At 46.4% G+C, this 16,233-nt stretch carries 13 protein-coding genes; 9 read left to right on the top strand and 4 right to left on the bottom strand.

The window, feature by feature from the left end; translation table 11 throughout:
- The first annotated feature begins 74 nt into the window (after positions 1 to 74).
- Both frsA and crl read left to right on the top strand, forming a co-directional pair.
- The gene (frsA, locus tag RHD99_RS19350; RefSeq protein WP_309876002.1) at positions 75 to 1,322 is read left to right on the top strand and encodes an esterase FrsA; all 1,248 of its coding nucleotides are present in this window, start codon (positions 75 to 77) and stop codon (positions 1,320 to 1,322) included.
- Positions 1,323 to 1,379: 57 nt separating this feature from the next.
- The gene (crl, locus tag RHD99_RS19345) at positions 1,380 to 1,781 is read left to right on the top strand and encodes a sigma factor-binding protein Crl (RefSeq protein WP_270140372.1); all 402 of its coding nucleotides are present in this window, start codon (positions 1,380 to 1,382) and stop codon (positions 1,779 to 1,781) included.
- 40 nt (positions 1,782 to 1,821) lie between these two features.
- Here crl and RHD99_RS19340 read toward each other — a convergent pair whose 3' ends face one another.
- Complete coding sequence (locus RHD99_RS19340) at positions 1,822 to 2,922, bottom strand: porin (RefSeq protein ID WP_309875998.1); 1,101 nt, start codon at positions 2,920 to 2,922, stop codon at positions 1,822 to 1,824.
- Positions 2,923 to 3,218: 296 nt separating this feature from the next.
- Between RHD99_RS19340 and proB the strand changes: the two genes are divergently transcribed.
- The 4 genes from proB (at position 3,219) to RHD99_RS19320 (ending at position 9,759) form a co-directional block, all read left to right on the top strand.
- Positions 3,219 to 4,322 carry a glutamate 5-kinase gene (proB, locus tag RHD99_RS19335; protein ID WP_183271393.1) on the top strand — a complete coding sequence of 368 codons (1,104 nt, stop codon included), beginning with the start codon at positions 3,219 to 3,221 and terminating at the stop codon, positions 4,320 to 4,322.
- A gap of 10 nt (positions 4,323 to 4,332) precedes the next feature.
- On the top strand, positions 4,333 to 5,586 hold the full coding sequence (proA, locus tag RHD99_RS19330) for a glutamate-5-semialdehyde dehydrogenase (RefSeq protein WP_309875996.1): 1,254 nt from the start codon (positions 4,333 to 4,335) through the stop codon (positions 5,584 to 5,586).
- A gap of 509 nt (positions 5,587 to 6,095) precedes the next feature.
- Complete coding sequence (locus RHD99_RS19325; RefSeq protein WP_309875993.1) at positions 6,096 to 8,990, top strand: autotransporter YaiT-related protein; 2,895 nt, start codon at positions 6,096 to 6,098, stop codon at positions 8,988 to 8,990.
- A 148-nt stretch (positions 8,991 to 9,138) separates the two neighbouring features.
- Positions 9,139 to 9,759 (top strand): helix-turn-helix domain-containing protein, encoded by a 621-nt coding sequence (locus RHD99_RS19320; RefSeq protein ID WP_309875992.1) that lies wholly within the window; start codon positions 9,139 to 9,141, stop codon positions 9,757 to 9,759.
- A gap of 34 nt (positions 9,760 to 9,793) precedes the next feature.
- Here the strand turns inward: RHD99_RS19320 and ampH are convergent, their stop codons facing one another.
- Both ampH and RHD99_RS19310 read right to left on the bottom strand, forming a co-directional pair.
- Positions 9,794 to 10,945 (bottom strand): D-alanyl-D-alanine-carboxypeptidase/endopeptidase AmpH, encoded by a 1,152-nt coding sequence (gene ampH / locus RHD99_RS19315; protein ID WP_255459270.1) that lies wholly within the window; start codon positions 10,943 to 10,945, stop codon positions 9,794 to 9,796.
- A 177-nt stretch (positions 10,946 to 11,122) separates the two neighbouring features.
- Positions 11,123 to 11,410 (bottom strand): hypothetical protein, encoded by a 288-nt coding sequence (locus RHD99_RS19310; protein ID WP_183271388.1) that lies wholly within the window; start codon positions 11,408 to 11,410, stop codon positions 11,123 to 11,125.
- 432 nt (positions 11,411 to 11,842) lie between these two features.
- On the opposite strand from RHD99_RS19310, the gene lpxP reads away from it, so the two are divergent.
- The 3 genes from lpxP (at position 11,843) to sbmA (ending at position 14,660) form a co-directional block, all read left to right on the top strand.
- The gene (gene lpxP, locus RHD99_RS19305) at positions 11,843 to 12,769 is read left to right on the top strand and encodes a kdo(2)-lipid IV(A) palmitoleoyltransferase (protein ID WP_309875989.1); all 927 of its coding nucleotides are present in this window, start codon (positions 11,843 to 11,845) and stop codon (positions 12,767 to 12,769) included.
- Between the two features lie 56 nt (positions 12,770 to 12,825).
- The gene (locus RHD99_RS19300; protein WP_309875988.1) at positions 12,826 to 13,347 is read left to right on the top strand and encodes an isochorismatase family protein; all 522 of its coding nucleotides are present in this window, start codon (positions 12,826 to 12,828) and stop codon (positions 13,345 to 13,347) included.
- A 95-nt stretch (positions 13,348 to 13,442) separates the two neighbouring features.
- Positions 13,443 to 14,660: a peptide antibiotic transporter SbmA gene (gene sbmA / locus RHD99_RS19295; protein WP_309875986.1), complete on the top strand. Its 1,218-nt coding sequence runs from the start codon at positions 13,443 to 13,445 to the stop codon at positions 14,658 to 14,660.
- Positions 14,661 to 14,696: 36 nt separating this feature from the next.
- Here sbmA and RHD99_RS19290 read toward each other — a convergent pair whose 3' ends face one another.
- Positions 14,697 to 16,232, bottom strand: coding sequence for a DHA2 family efflux MFS transporter permease subunit (locus tag RHD99_RS19290; RefSeq protein WP_183271384.1), 1,536 nt, complete (start codon positions 16,230 to 16,232; stop codon positions 14,697 to 14,699).
- Position 16,233: the final 1 nt, after the last annotated feature.

Below are 16,233 nucleotides of genomic sequence, written 5' to 3'. Positions count from 1 at the left end.
GGGCGTTTGTGTTATTTGGTTGCCGACAGAGTACAATAGCTGCATTCCTGACGTTTATATGGAGGCAGAAGGCGATGGTACAGGCCAACCTTAGCGAAACGCTATTTAAACCCCGATTTAAGCATCCCGAGACATCGACTTTAGTTCGTCGCGCTCAACACCAAACTGCCCCCGTTATCCAGTCTGCTCTGGACGGTAAATCTGTTCCTCACTGGTATCGCATGATTAACCGCCTGTTGTGGGTTTGGCGGGGTGTCGATCCACGTGAAATTCTTGAAGTGCAGGCTCGCATTGCGGTTAATCCAGCTGAGCGCACTAATGCCGATCTGTTTGATACGGTTGTCGGTTACCGCAGTGGAAACTGGATTTTTGAATGGTCGAAGCAGGCAATGCTTTGGCAGCAGCGAGCCAACCAGGAAGCCGATAAAGTTCTTAGCGGCAAATATTGGTTACAGGCTGCCAATCTTTACAGTATTGCTGCCTATCCCCACCTGAAAGGTGACCAACTTGCGGAACAGGCGCAAGTTTTGGCAAATCGAGCCTACGAAGAAGCAGCCCCACGTCTTTCCGGCGGCTTGCGTGAACTGGAATTTACTATTCCTGGTGGCGGCGCGATAACGGGGTTCCTTCATGTGCCAAAAGGAGGGGAAGGTCCATTCCCAACGGTACTGATTTGCGGCGGTCTGGATGCGTTGCAAAGCGATTATTACACTTTATTCGAGAAGTATTTTGCGCCCGAAGGTATCGCGATGTTAACCATCGATATGCCATCCGTCGGATTTTCTTCAAAATGGAAACTGACTCAGGATTCGAGTCTGTTACACCAGCATGTTTTGAAAGCTCTGCCCAATATTCCCTGGATAGACCACACCCGTGTGGCGGCGTTTGGTTTCCGTTTTGGGGCAAATGTCGCGGTGCGTTTGGGGTATATCGAGGCGCCTCGTTTGAAGGCCGTTGCATGCCTTGGCCCGGTTGTTCATAGTTTATTGAGTGATGCATCACGCCAGGCTCAGGTGCCGGAGATGTATATTGACGTGTTGGCGAGTCGTCTGGGAATGCATGACGCATCTGACAATGCGTTACGCGTAGAGTTGAACCGCTACTCGCTAAAAACTCAGGGGCTATTAGGGCGTCATTGTCCAACACCTATGTTATCGGGTTACTGGGCGAACGATCCGTTCAGCCCGGAAGAGGATTCTCGTTTAATCACCTCGTCATCTGCGGATGGTAAGTTGTTAGCGATCCCATTTAACCCGGTGTATCGCAACTTTGACAAAGCGCTGAAAGAAATTACTGGATGGATCAAGCAGAGATTACGTTAATGATTTGCTAAATTTTGTTGGTTTGGTAAAACAGATGCTTCACAACAGGAGATCGGAATGACGTTACCAAGTGGACACCCGAAAAGTAGATTGATTAAAAAATTTGCCTCGCTTGGCCCATATATCCGGGAAGAGCAATGTGAAGATAACCGTTTCTTCTTCGATTGCCTGGCTGTGTGCGTCAACGTAAAGCCTGCACCTGAGAAGCGTGAATTCTGGGGCTGGTGGATGGAGTTGGAAGCTCAGGAAAAACAATTTACCTACACCTACCAGTTTGGTTTGTTCGACAAAGACGGTAAATGGACTGCGACGGCAACAAAAGACAAAGAAGTGGATGAAAGACTTGAGCAAACACTGCGTGGTTTCCACGAGCGTTTGCGTGAGTTATTAAGCACACTGGGTCTTGAACTGGTACCAGCACAAGATTTTGCGGAAAAACCGGTAAAATTATCAGCATAAAAAAAGCCCCACTTAATAGTGGGGCTTTTTTGTCAGACTCTTAGAACTGATAAACCAAGCCTAATGCGACAACATCATCGTTGTTCAGATTAAGAGCATTGTCATCGCTCAACTGGTTAATTTTGTAATCAACAAAAGCTGACATGTTTTTATTGAAATAATAAGTGGCAGCCACATCAATATATTTCACCAGATCCGCATCGCCCACACCTTCAATATCCTTACCTTTTGACTGGACATAGCCCAGAGATGGACGCAGACCAAAGTCAAACTGATATTGTGCAATAACTTCGAAGGCCTGGTTTTTATTTGCAAAACCGCTGATGTTCCTGTTAACACCATTAATAGATGCAGTACCGGAAATTGGCGTCATATTACGCGTTTCAGCATACATTGCTGCCAGATAAACATTGTGATCATCGTATTTCAAGCCCGTTGTCCAGGCTTCGGCATTATCACCCTTACCCACCGCCAGGTTTTTTTGCGCTAAAGTACGATTGGAATTAGCATAACCAGCACCGATAGTCAGACCCGTATCCGCAATGTCATATGACAGTGAAGTACCTAATCCGTCACCATTTTGCTTGCTAGTTGCACGTCCATCGTTCTCGTTTTTACCCTGATATTGCAAGGCGAGTTTCAGGCCATCAACCAGACCAAAGAAAGTGTTATTACGATAGGTTGCCACACCGTTAGCACGGCCAGTCATGAAGTTATCGGTTTTAGTGTAAGAGTCGTCACCAAACTCAGGCATCATATCTGTGTAAGATGCGATGTTATAGAGCACACCATAGTTACGTCCATAATCGAAAGAACCGATATCACCCGCTTTTAACCCAGCAAATGCCAGACGAGTTTTGGTGGTATTAACATCACCTTCAACTTTGTTAGCAGCAACTTGATATTCCCACTGACCAAAACCCGTTAACTGATCGTTAATTTGTGTCTGGCCTTTAAAGCCCAGACGAACATAAGACTGATCGCCATCTACAGAATTATTATCACTCAGATAGTGTTCAGCTTTTACTTTTCCGTAAAGGTCGAGTTTATTGCCATCTTTATTATAAATTTCCGCTGCCTGCGAAGAAGTTGATGACGCCAGAAAACCCAATACCATTACTGCCAACATGCTTTTATTCATTTTTCATCCCATTAGTGTCTACGCGCTAAAAATTTAATCAGGAGAGATCCCGTTAAAAAACGCAGAGAGTTTTATCGTCTGGAGATGAAACATTTATGACAAAGTAAGAGAAAGTTTAAATAAACGTAATTATTTATATTTGTCATAAAACTGTAAAAATTTACCGCTACGTTTTCCGATCATTTTTCCTCTGGATCTCTATTTTCCTTCCGAGCCTGTTGGCAAGCTGCGTCACTCCTGTTACAACGTCATCTGGCATTTTAATTTTTCCAATTTCGTTGAAACGGCAGAGAATCATGAGTGACAGCCAGACGCTGGTGGTAAAACTAGGCACTAGCGTATTAACCGGTGGCTCGCGCCGCCTGAATAGAGCTCATATTGTTGAGCTGGTGCGCCAGTGCGCACAACTTCATGCCTGCGGGCATCGCATTGTTATTGTGACCTCCGGGGCGATTGCTGCGGGGCGCGAGCATTTAGGTTACCCCGAGCTTCCCGCAACGATTGCATCCAAGCAATTACTGGCGGCGGTTGGTCAAAGTCGATTGATCCAACTTTGGGAACAGCTATTTTCTATTTACGGCATTCATGTTGGACAGATGCTACTGACCCGTGCCGATATGGAAGATCGCGAGCGTTTCTTGAATGCGCGAGACACTTTGCGTGCATTGCTTGATAACAACATCGTACCGATAATCAACGAAAACGATGCTGTTGCGACCGCAGAAATCAAAGTTGGTGATAATGACAATCTTTCTGCGCTGGCAGCTATTTTGGCTGGTGCCGATAAACTATTACTGCTGACCGACCAACAAGGGCTGTTTACTGCGGACCCACGTAATAACCCAGAAGCTGAACTCATTAAAGAAGTTCACGGCATTGATGATGCGCTTCGAGCGATAGCCGGTGATAGCGTTTCAGGGCTTGGAACGGGCGGTATGGGCACGAAGTTGCAGGCTGCTGATGTTGCCTGTCGCGCGGGTATCGATGTTGTGATTGCGGCCGGTAGCAAACCTGGGGTGATTGGTGATGTTATGGCGGGGACGCCAGTAGGGACCCGTTTCCATGCTCAACAGTCGCCATTAGAAAACCGCAAGCGTTGGATATTTGGTGCACCTCCTGCGGGTGAAATTACGGTTGATGATGGCGCGCTTGCAGCTATCCTCGAACGCGGAAGCTCCCTGTTGCCAAAGGGCATCAAAAACGTCACTGGAAACTTTTCTCGTGGCGAGGTTATCCGCATTCGCAGCCTCGAAGGGCGCGATATTGCCCATGGTGTATGTCGATACAATAGCGACGCTTTGCGTCGTATTGCTGGTCATCACTCTCAACAGATCGGTGAAATTCTTGGCTACGAATATGGTCCGGTAGCCGTTCATCGTGACGATATGATTGTTAACTAAGGAGCTGGCAATGCTGGAACAAATGGGCAAAGCAGCTAAAGTCGCCTCTTATCAGATGGCACTGCTTTCCAGCCGCGAAAAAAACCGTGCGCTGGAATGTATCGCAGATAATCTGGAAGCTCAGGCTGCAGCAATTTTAGAAGCTAACGAAAAAGACCTGGCTGAAGCAAAGGCCAACGGTCTAAGCGAAGCGATGTTAGACCGTTTACAGCTGACCCCCTCACGCCTGAGTAGTATTGCAAGTGATGTTCGACAGGTTTGTAATTTGGCCGATCCTGTTGGTCAAATCATTGATGGCGGGATACTGGACAGCGGGTTGCGTATCGAGCGTCGTCGTGTTCCGTTAGGTGTGGTTGGTGTAATTTATGAAGCTCGACCTAATGTTACTGTTGATGTTGCCTCACTGTGCCTGAAAACAGGCAATGCAGCGATTCTGCGTGGCGGGAAAGAAACCTGGCGCACCAATGCTGCAACAGTGAAGGTCATTCAACAAGCGCTGACGGAATGTGGCTTGCCTGCCGCAGCGGTTCAGGCGATTGAAAGCCCCGACCGTGCGCTGGTGAATGAACTGCTACGCATGGACAAATACGTAGACATGCTAATTCCGCGTGGTGGTGCAGGTCTGCATAAACTTTGCCGTGAACAATCAACCATCCCGGTCATTACCGGTGGTATTGGTGTGTGTCATATTTTTGTAGATGAAAGCGCTGAATTTGAGCCTGCACTGAAAATCATTGTTAACGCCAAAACTCAGCGCCCTAGCACCTGTAATACCGTAGAAACTTTGCTGGTCCATCAAGGAATTGCTGCGAGTTTCTTGCCTTCGCTAAGTCAACAAATGGCAGAATCTGGCGTGATATTGCATGCTGATGAAAAGTCCATGGCTCTATTGCAAAACGGCCCTGCGGAAGTATTACCAGTAAAAGCAGAAGACTACGACGATGAGTGGTTGTCACTTCATCTGAATGTGAAAGTTGTCGATGATATTGATGACGCCATTGATCATATTCGTGAACATGGAACGCAACATTCTGATGCGATATTGACTCGTACCTTACGTAATGCGAACCGTTTTGTGAATGAAGTCGATTCTTCTGCCGTCTATGTGAATGCTTCAACGCGTTTCACCGATGGTGGGCAGTTTGGGCTGGGTGCGGAAGTGGCGGTAAGTACGCAAAAGCTTCATGCTCGTGGCCCAATGGGGCTGGAAGCATTAACAACTTACAAATGGATTGGATTCGGCGACGATACTGTCCGATCGTAAGGTAATTTCTGAGGTAATACATACAAGTCGGGCTGTTAAGCGATTTTATGTATTACCTTTTTATTTATAACTATTTATATTCCCATCCTTCTCTAAGCGTGTTTTATTAAATTCAGAATTTCAATAATCACTCCATTTTTTCCAAATAAAATACTTCCTTCAGGCATAAATCGCTACTCTGATAAGTTTTCATTTAGCCAAGGATTGTTCATTTAATTACTGTTATTTTAGCTGGCGAATAGGTTGCGTGAAATAATTCATTATTTATATGTGTCGCTTTATTTGTATTGAATGCATATTGATATGCAGTAAATTTCATTTTTATGCGTGCGCCAACTCTTTTTGATTATTTGTCTGTTTCCATACTTACCCAAGAAATTAATTGAACGATTTGCTTTGGGTACATAATAATCCTTCCACTAATACGGTTATGTAATTAGTGATCGCCGCTTACTGCATTGATTATTGATGGACCAACATAAGATTAAATCCCTTGGGAGGGATGAAAAATGCATTCTTGGAAAAAGAAACTCGTTGTATCTCAACTAGCATTGGCTTGTACTATGGCAATTGCCGGTCAGGCAAATGCTGCCGCCTATAACACCTTCGCTTATCATGATGACGCGACCACAGCTTTCAGTTGGAATGACTGGGGAAATGCCGATAGCCTTAACTACACTACGTATAGTGGTTATATATATAACAATGCAGCTAATGGTGTTAATGATCAAAATTTCAATAACGATGTCGTAAATGGTGTTATCTCCACTTACTATCTGAATAATGATGGCGTCAACGATGGTGTTGATAATACCCTGAATATTTCTAATTCATCTATTCACGGTATGATTACGTCCAATCCGGTTAGTGGCATCTTAGATCACGTCAATACTACTACACCTTGGCTGAACGGCACTGTCGTTGATAACAATTGGTATGATGGTGATGTATTCACTCTTAACATTGCTAATTCAACCATTGATGACGATTACGAATATTTCTACTTTACTGATAGCTATCTGAATGCTGATAGTAAAGCTGCAACAGCAGATCATGAAGTTGAGTTTGCCAGTTTAGGTACTGCCGTAACGCTGGATGTTGAAAGTAATATTAATATCAGTGGTAACTCACATGTCGCGGGTATTTCTCTATCCCAAGGGAACACGGCCAATACTGGCTACACCACGGAATCTCACACCTGGGATAACAACATCTCTGTTGTTAATTCTACAGTAACTTCTGGTTCTTATGAGCCGCTGGAAGGTGACGGTTTCTACGGTCATTCACAAGAACCTAGTGACTATAATGGTGATGGTTCGCAAAATGACGTTGCGCTGTCTTTTGCTGATAGCTCAGCATCTGATTATGCAATGAAAAACAATGTTAACTTTGACCATTCGACTCTTATGGGCGATGTTAAATTTGCAAGTAACTGGAACGCAAACTTCGATCCACTTGGCCATAGTTCTATTGACAATGGTGTTATTGATACCAACGGTGGTTGGGCTGACGATAGCTTAAATGTTGACGAATTGAACATTACGCTGGATAACGGCAGCAAGTGGGTTGGTGCGGCAGAATTTACCCATGATTATATTGATCCTAAAACCATGTATGATGTTGCAGTCAATAGCCTGGAGCCAAACTCGACTTACGATCATTGGGGTAACGTTGTAGATGACCAGACTTTCCAGAGCGGTGTATTCAACGTCGCGCTGAACAATGGCTCTGAATGGGATACGGTCAACGATTCCAACATTGATTCTCTAACCGTGAACAATGGTTCTCAGGTTAACGTAGCAAACGGATCGACTCTTCTTGCAGATTCAGTCACTCTGACAAATGCTTCAACCATGAACGTGAGTACTGGCGGCGGCGTTGCTACCGATCATCTGACTGTGGATAGTTACAGTAAGGTTGATCTTAACGATGAAGTATCTTCCGGGTACGCTGATTATTCTATCCCAGGTTATGCCAACTCCATTTATGCGAATACCATTACCGTTTCTAACGGTGGTGAGTTCAGCATTCATGCAGGTGATATGGATGCGGGATTGTTCAGCACCAATACTATGGAGTTGACCAACGGTGGTGTGTTCAACATCAATAGTAGCGACTATGTACTGGATGCTGATTTAGTTAACGGCCATACCAATACCAGTAACTCAAATGATCCAACCTACGGTTATGGTGTCATCGCCATGAACTCTGACGGTCATCTGACAGTTAATGGCAATGGGAGTATCAACAGCGGCGATCTTGAGTACGGTGTTGATGATGTGACTGACAACGTAGTTGCTGCTGCCGGTAACTACAAAGTTCGTATCAATAACTCCACAGGTAAAGGTTCTGTTGATAGCTACAAAGATAAAGAAATTATCTATGTTAACGACCAAAACAGCACTGCCACTTTCTCTGCTGCTAACAAAGCTGACCTGGGTGCCTACACCTATCATGCTGAGCAGGAAGGTAATTCAGTTGTTCTGAAACAAGATCGTCTGACTGATTACGCTAATATGGCGTTGAGCATCCCTTCTGCAAACACCAATATCTGGAATCTGGAACAAGATGCTCTGGCAACTCGCCTGGCAAACGGTCGCCATACTTCAGGTGATATGGGCGGTGCGTGGGTAACTTATACCGGCGGTGGCTTCTCTGGCGATAACGGTGTGCTGAATTACGATCAGGACGTTAACGGTATTATGGTTGGTCTGGATAAACAGATCGACGGTAATAACGCTAAGTGGACTGTTGGTGCAGCAGCTGGCTTTGCAAAAGGTAGCATCAGTGACAACAGTGGTAACGTAGATCAGGACAGCCAGTCAGCTCGTATTTATTCGTCTGCCCGCTTCCAGAATAATATCTTCCTGGATTCAAATCTGAGCTATAGCCACTATAGTAATGATTTGACTGCAACCATGAGTAACGGTGATGCGGTTGATGGTGATGTTTCTTCCGATGCTTGGGGCTTTGGTATGAAGTTGGGTTATGACATTCAACTCAGCCAACAAGGCTATGTGACTCCATATGCTTCTATTTCAGGCTTGTTCCAGGACGGTGATAATTACCAACTGAGTAACGATATGAAAGTGGGTAGCCAGTCTTACGACAGCATGCGTTATGAATTAGGTATGGATACTGGTTATACCTTCAACTATGGTGACCAGGCTGTGACTCCTTACTTCAAACTGGCTTACGTCTACGACGATTCCAATGGCAACAGTGCTGATGTTAACGGTGATAGCATTGACAATGGTGTAGAAGGTTCTGCTGTTCGTGTGGGTCTGGGTACTCAGGTTAGCTTTACCAAAAACTTCGGTGCCTATGTTGACACTAACTACCTCGGTGGTGGTGATGTCGATCAGGATTGGTCAGCTAACTTGGGTGTGAAATATACCTGGTAATAATATATATAATAATGAGGCTCTTTGGATATGAGAGCTGATGCCCTATTAATATTATTTCTAGTTTGAATCAAATTGTTATAATAGATGCCTATCCGTGACACGGATAGGCATGTTACTGGGCCATTAGGGTAAAGGAATATCTTTTATGTATGTAAAACCATTAACCCAGCTAGAGGCTATTCGTAGTAGGTTGGTGGACGTTGGTAAAGAGTTTAGATTGCCAGCAGACAATGAATTGAGCATGTTTAAAGAGGATACCCAACCATTAGTTTGGTTTTTTAGTGAAGGCAGTATCATACTGCATCGAGAAATGGATAACCTTTTGATGGAACTGGTTTCAGCCCCAACATTGATTGGCCTGGCCAATATGTTTCATACCACTCAGATTAAATATCGAATAACGACTCAAACTGAATGTCAGGGTTTTACTCTTCCTGCAAATCTTGCTTTTGAAATTATTGAAAAATACAAGCTTTGGCAACCCGCTTTTCACTGGGCAACTTACCTACTGCGTAATCTTGAGCATCGTGATTCTCGTTTCATTGGCACGACAACTTATTCTCAGATTAGGGCCACTTTGCTCACCATGGATTCATGGAGTTCTGATTTACGTGCGCGTACAGGGGTTATTAATTTCGTGCAAAAAAGAACTAAAATATCCCGCTCAGTAGTTGCTGAAGTATTGTCTGCTCTACGTAAAGGTAATTATATCGAGATGGATAAAGGTAAGCTGGTTTCGATAAGTCGTCTACCCGTCAGTTATTGAGAAAAGCAGGTCGACAAATCGACCTGCTCAATTATCAAGATGAAGGGCTGGCTTGAGAGGTAAACCCACTTAATTCCGAAACTAAATCATTGACCCCATCACTCATATTCACGAAACGAGTTAATGGTGAGCGAGTTACAACAACAAAAACCCCGACATTACTTTGCGGAACCATCGCCATATACGTTATGAATCCACCACCTCCTCCGGTTTTTTGCACGATGCCCGGTCGACCATTCTTCGGTGCCATATATACCCAACCCAGCCCTAAGGCATCAGCTTTTCCTGGTACATCCATACCAATAACTTTGGTGAGTTGCGCACGTTGATAGATAAGCGTCTGCATTCTGTCGGCTTGGGTGTTACGACGATGGAAATCAGAACTCAGGAATTGCTGCATCCAGCGCATCATGTCATCAGGTGTCGAATAAACGCCACCACTGCCAATTGCTGCAAGAGTATTATCGCAAGGGCTGGCACCTTTTTCTGCCACCATCAGGCGCTTGCATTGGTCAGGTGAAGGCGTAAATGTCGTGTCCTTCATACCCAATGGACGGGTGATTTGTTCTTCGAACAACTGAGGATAAGGTTTGCCTGCGGCACGCCCCAGCGCGTCGGCGAGAAGATCAAAGGCGAGATTTGAATAAGAGGCAATTGTACCCGGTGCGCTTTTTAAACTCGCATTGGCGAGCCAATTCCAGCGTTGGTCACGCGTCGGCCAGGTAAACACGGTTCGATGTGCGGCACCGCCAGGTTGTTCACGAGGTAATGAACTGGTGTGCGTTGCCAGATTCACCAGAGTAATAGGTTTGCCATTGAAAGTAGGGACTCTGGCTCCGGCAGGGGCATATTTGCTTAATGGATCATGGAGCTGAACCTTTCCCTGATCCAACATTTTCACCAGCATTTCACTGGTCATGAGCTTGGTCAGTGATGCAATGCGGATAACCGAATCAAGTTGCGGGCGAACGTTGTTGCCAGGTCGAGTCTCACCAAAACTTCGGAACACGCGTTGGTTACCATCTATCACCACCATTGCCATGCCCGTAGCACCGCTGCCGTAATAAATATGATTGGCATAACGATCTGCTATTTCCGAAGCAAAAACAGGATCGGGAGATGTTTGTGCAAAACTTAAAATTGGCAGCGCAGCAATGACAAGCGCCGCGAGACGCGGGAGACGAATTTTCAACGCGGGTAACCCATTAAACGAAGTGAAGCGATATTGATCGTATTTATACTACTCTAAGGCGCTACGCAAACGGGAATATGAGGATTGTGATGAGAAAAAGCGTAACGTGGCATTTCAAGAGTATTTTCGCTTAGTAATGCACCACAGTTTACGGCTGCGGTGCAATCTGCATTAATTTGTTTTCTGTACGTCTTTTTGCGTTACGTCGTCAGTTGTGCCGCCTTGCTTGAGCATTTTATCATCACTTTTATGCTCAGAGCGCATCTCGTGTCCTGATTCGCAGCCTTTTTTGTTTTCGTTTCCAGCTGCACGGCAGTCATCAATAATATGACCGGGATTATTGAGCTGCTCCTTTTCTGCTTGCAAACCCGATGTGCTGGTCGCTGGATTCTCGGCAAAGGCGCCGGCGCTTGCGAATAGAAGAGTGCTGGACAGTAAGGCTAATGCTAGTTTTTTCATTGTGCCTGGTTCCTGAAGAGTGTAGGGAAATCCCAATAAGTATTAGTCCAGAAATTGATTTTCGATAGCTGAAACGACTAAAATTTATCCGTTAGAAATCACACTTTTAACTTCGTGTTCTCTCAGGCTCTTCAGGTGCAGGCAAATGAAACATTCTCTACTGCTTAATCGTCGAAATTTGATTTAAAACGTTTGTTTTTTAAACGACAATGTGTGTGTAACTCATAATCTATACGCAATGAAGCGAAATACGTAAAAAAACTGACAACATCTATACATGGCTTGATCAGAAAATGCGTATTATCAGAGTCACTTTGATCTCCCTGCCGCAACTATTACCGCCGTGTGGCGCCATAGTTCGAGCTTACGCTGTACCGCTAATGAGTGACTTCTTTATGCGATACACACCAATTACGCATACAGAAGCTGATAATGTCTAGTAAACCGCGCTTTCAAACTGAACTTCTCCACCCCCGTTATTGGCTAACTTGGTTTGGTCTGGGTATTTTGTGGCTCTGGGTGCAATTGCCTTACCCCGTACTACTGAAAATGGGCGACTTCATTGGTCGTGCATCCATGCGTTTTCTCAAACGCCGGGTATCCATTGCTCGCCAGAACCTTAAACTGTGTTTCCCGCACTATACCGATGCGCAGGTTGATGCCATCGTGGTACAAAATTTTTCGTCGCTCGGTATGGGCTTAATTGAAACCGGAATGGCCTGGTTCTGGCCGGATGCACGAGTACGTAAGTGGTTCGAAGTCAGTGGGCTTGAACATATCACTGCGGCTTGTGAAAAAGGTCAGGGCGTGATGGCTATCGGCGTTCATTTTATGTCGCTGGAATTGGGTGGCCGCGTGATGGGGCTTTGCCGTCCGATGATGGCAATGTACCGCCCGCACAACAACAAAGCGATGGAGTTTGTTCAAACGCGGGGGCGTTCTCGCTCCAATAAAGCCATGCTGGATCGTCGTAATTTGAAAGGTATGGTGAAGGCTCTTAAAGCAGGCGAAGCCGTCTGGTTCGCACCCGACCAGGATTATGGTCCTAAAGGCAGTTCTTTCGCTCCGTTCTTTGCCGTGCAGAAGGCTGCGACAACCAACGGAACTTACACGATTGCTCGTCTGGCAAAACCAGCGATTCTGACGATTGTGCTCATCCGTAAGAAAGATGGTTCGGGTTATCAACTCGTTATTGAACCCGAGTTTACTGATTATCCACTGGATGACGAACAGGCCGCCGCTGAGTACGTGAATCGTAAGATCGAACGCGAAATCATGCGTGCGCCAGAGCAATACCTATGGCTGCATCGTCGATTCAAAACCCGTCCGCCGGGTGAGCCTAAACTTTATACGGTTTAAAGCCAAAACAGGTATGTGTTACGCTCCTGCATTCCTCGTTTAGTGAGAGCTTAATCATGCCTGCCCAACGCGTACTGATGGTTATTGATATGCAAAATGGGGTATTTGAAGCCCCACGTATTAACCGGGACATCTGCACGACACGCATTAACCAGTTGATCAACGCCGCCGATAAAGTCATTTTCATCCAACATACGGAACAGGGGTTGGAGCAGGGAACTGCGGCGTTTGAGCTTTTACCTGAGTTAATACAACCCGTTGACGCGCTTTACGTGACGAAAACAGCGTGCGATGCGTTTTACCGTACTGAACTTGCTGAAGTCCTCAATCATCACCAGATAAACGAATTTGTGGTTTGCGGTTGTGCAACGGATTACTGCGTGGACGCTACTATTAAAAATGGAACCAGCCGCGGTTATGCCATGACTGTCGCAGCAGACGCGCATACAACAGCAAATCGCCCGGCGGCGCTTGCTGAAGTGTTGATCGAGCATTACAACGATGTCTGGCGTAACTTTACGATCCCGGGAAATACTCTGTTGGTTAAGCCCACCGCGGAGATCCTGGAGCAGTGGTAAAGCAGTAAACCTTACATCTCTTGATACAACATTGAGTGAGCCTTATTTAGTCGGGATGGTTATAACAATAAAAGTGTGTTTTCAGGAGTGTTGTAATGTTTAAATCGTTTTTCCCACGCCCGACAGCGTTTTTCCTGTCGGCTTTTCTTTGGGCAATGATCGCCGTTGTTTTCTGGCAGGCTGGCGGTGGTAATTGGCTTGAACATCTTGTTGGGGTGAAGGGCGAAGTACCAATCAGTGCCGCCCGATTCTGGTCTTTGGGCTACCTGGTGTTTTATGCCTACTATGCCTTATGCGTCGGTGCGTTTGCGCTTTTCTGGTTTATCTACAGCCCGCACCGTTGGCAATACTGGTCCATTCTGGGCTCTTCACTCATCATCTTCGTGACCTGGTTCCTGGTGGAAGTCGGGGTCGCGGTGAATGCGTGGTATGCCCCGTTCTACGATTTAATTCAGACGGCGCTTAGCTCCCCTCATAAAGTAACCATTGAGCAGTTCTATCATGAGGTTGGAATATTCCTGGGCATTGCACTGATTGCAGTGATTGTTGGCGTGATGAACAATTTCTTTGTCAGCCATTATGTATTCCGGTGGCGCACCGCAATGAACGAATACTATATGGACAACTGGCAAATGCTGCGCAACATCGAAGGTGCTGCGCAGCGTGTGCAAGAAGACACCATGCGTTTTGCCTCAACGCTTGAAGATATGGGCGTCAGTTTTATTAATGCCATTATGACGTTAATCGCCTTCCTACCCGTGTTGGTGACTCTATCCGCACATGTTCCCGATTTGCCTATTGTCGGGCACATTCCTTATGGACTGGTGATCGCCGCGATTATTTGGTCATTACTGGGGACCGGCTTACTGGCGGTTGTTGGGATTAAACTGCCTGGGCTCGAATTTAAAAATCAGCGTGTAGAAGCGGCTTATCGTAAAGAGCTGGTTTATGGTGAAGATGACCCGTCTCGAGCTTCCCCACCAACGGTTAAAGAGCTGTTTGACGGCGTGCGCAGAAACTATTTCCGCCTGTACTTCCATTACATGTATTTCAATATTGCACGTATTCTCTACCTGCAAGTGGATAACGTATTTGGTTTGTTCCTGCTCTTCCCGTCAATTGTTGCGGGGACCATTACCTTAGGTCTGATGACGCAAATCACCAACGTATTTGGCCAGGTACGCGGTTCGTTCCAGTATTTGATTAGCTCATGGACAACGCTGGTTGAGCTGATGTCTATCTACAAACGTCTTCGCAGCTTTGAGCGTACGTTGCAGGATATCCCTGTCGAAGCGGCAAGGGAATCAGCCTAAACAGTAAAGTCTGGCGGGGCTCCCCGCCAGATTGATTTAGTGTCCCGCCGCTGGAGCACCAGGCGCACCCGAGCGAATAAACGGTGGACGAGCGAACCAGATAATCACAATCAGCCCCATAAACCCCCATCCCAAAATCCAGAAGTAGTCAATGGTCGACATCATGTAGGCCTGCTGCTCTATGGTTTTATCGACAAACGCCAGATGCTGCTGCGTCGCGCCACCCATCTTATCCAGGTAATCAACTGCTGACGGATTATAAATCGATACGCTCTCGGTCAAATTAGCATGGTGGAAAACTTCCCGACGTGACCAAATCCAGGTGGTCAGTGACGAGGCAAATGAGCCCCCCAATACGCGGAAGAATGTGGCTAAGCCTGAACCTTCCGCCACTTCGGCACCCTGAAGATTCGACAACACAATCGTCGTTAAAGGCATAAAGAAGAATGCCACGCCAATGCCCATAAACATCTGTACTTCCGCGATGGTGCGGAAATCAACATTGGTATTGAACTGCGCACGGAACAAGCAGGATGCGCCCATAATCAGGAACGACATCGACGCCAGGATTCGTAAATCCACTTTGCTGGCATAACGACCAACAATCGGCGTAAGTAACAGTGGCAGGAAGCCCATCGGTGCAGCAGCAAGTCCGGCCCAGATTGCCGTGTAGCCCATCTGCGTTTGCAGCCATTGCGGCAGGATAATGTTGATGGCGAAGAAGGCTGCATACCCCAGCATCAATGCTGTGGTACCAATCGCAAAGTTGCGTTCTTTAAACAGACGCAAATTCACAATCGGATGTCGCTCGCCCAATTCCCAAATAACAAACGCTATCAGGCCAATCGCAGAAATCACAGACATGATGATAATTTCTGGCGAGGCAAACCAATCAAGATCGTTGCCTTTATCCAGCACCACTTGCAGCAGCCCAACGCCGATCACCAGCAAACCGATGCCGATGTAGTCGATGGGTGCTGTGGTGGTCGTTTCTTCGCGCCCACGCATTTGTGTCCAAACTGCAATCGAGGCGAAAATGCCGATTGGCACGTTGATATAAAAAATCCACGGCCAGGAGTAGTTATCGGTGATCCAGCCGCCGGTAATTGGCCCAACTATCGGAGCAACCACTGTCACCATCGAAAGCAGCGCCAACGCCATACCGCGTTTCATGGGCGGGAAAATGACCAGCAGCAGTGTCTGGCACATCGGGAACATAGGCCCGGCGAAAAAGCCCTGCATAGCGCGGAAGATAATCAACTCCGTCATGCTGTGGGCGAAACCGCACAGGAAAGAGGTGAGGGTGAACATCACCACCGAGCCGATAAACAATTTTAACTGCCCAAAGCGCCGGGTAAACCAACCGGTGAGCGGTAATGCAATAGCGTTACACACCGCAAACGAAGTGATAACCCATGTGCCTTGATCTGCGCTGACTCCAAGGTTGCCGGCAATCGTCGGCAATGCGACGTTTGCGATAGTTGAATCCAGCACCTGCATGAAAGTTGCTAACGACAGCGCGAGCGTCGCAAGCAGCAGACTGGGTGGCGTATACGCCGCCTTATCTTGCATA

This window comes from Buttiauxella selenatireducens, from assembly GCF_031432975.1.
Taxonomy (GTDB): domain Bacteria; phylum Pseudomonadota; class Gammaproteobacteria; order Enterobacterales; family Enterobacteriaceae; genus Buttiauxella; species Buttiauxella selenatireducens.
The sequence above is the reverse complement of the archived record's forward strand: the minus strand, read 5'-3'. Positions and strand labels throughout refer to the sequence as shown.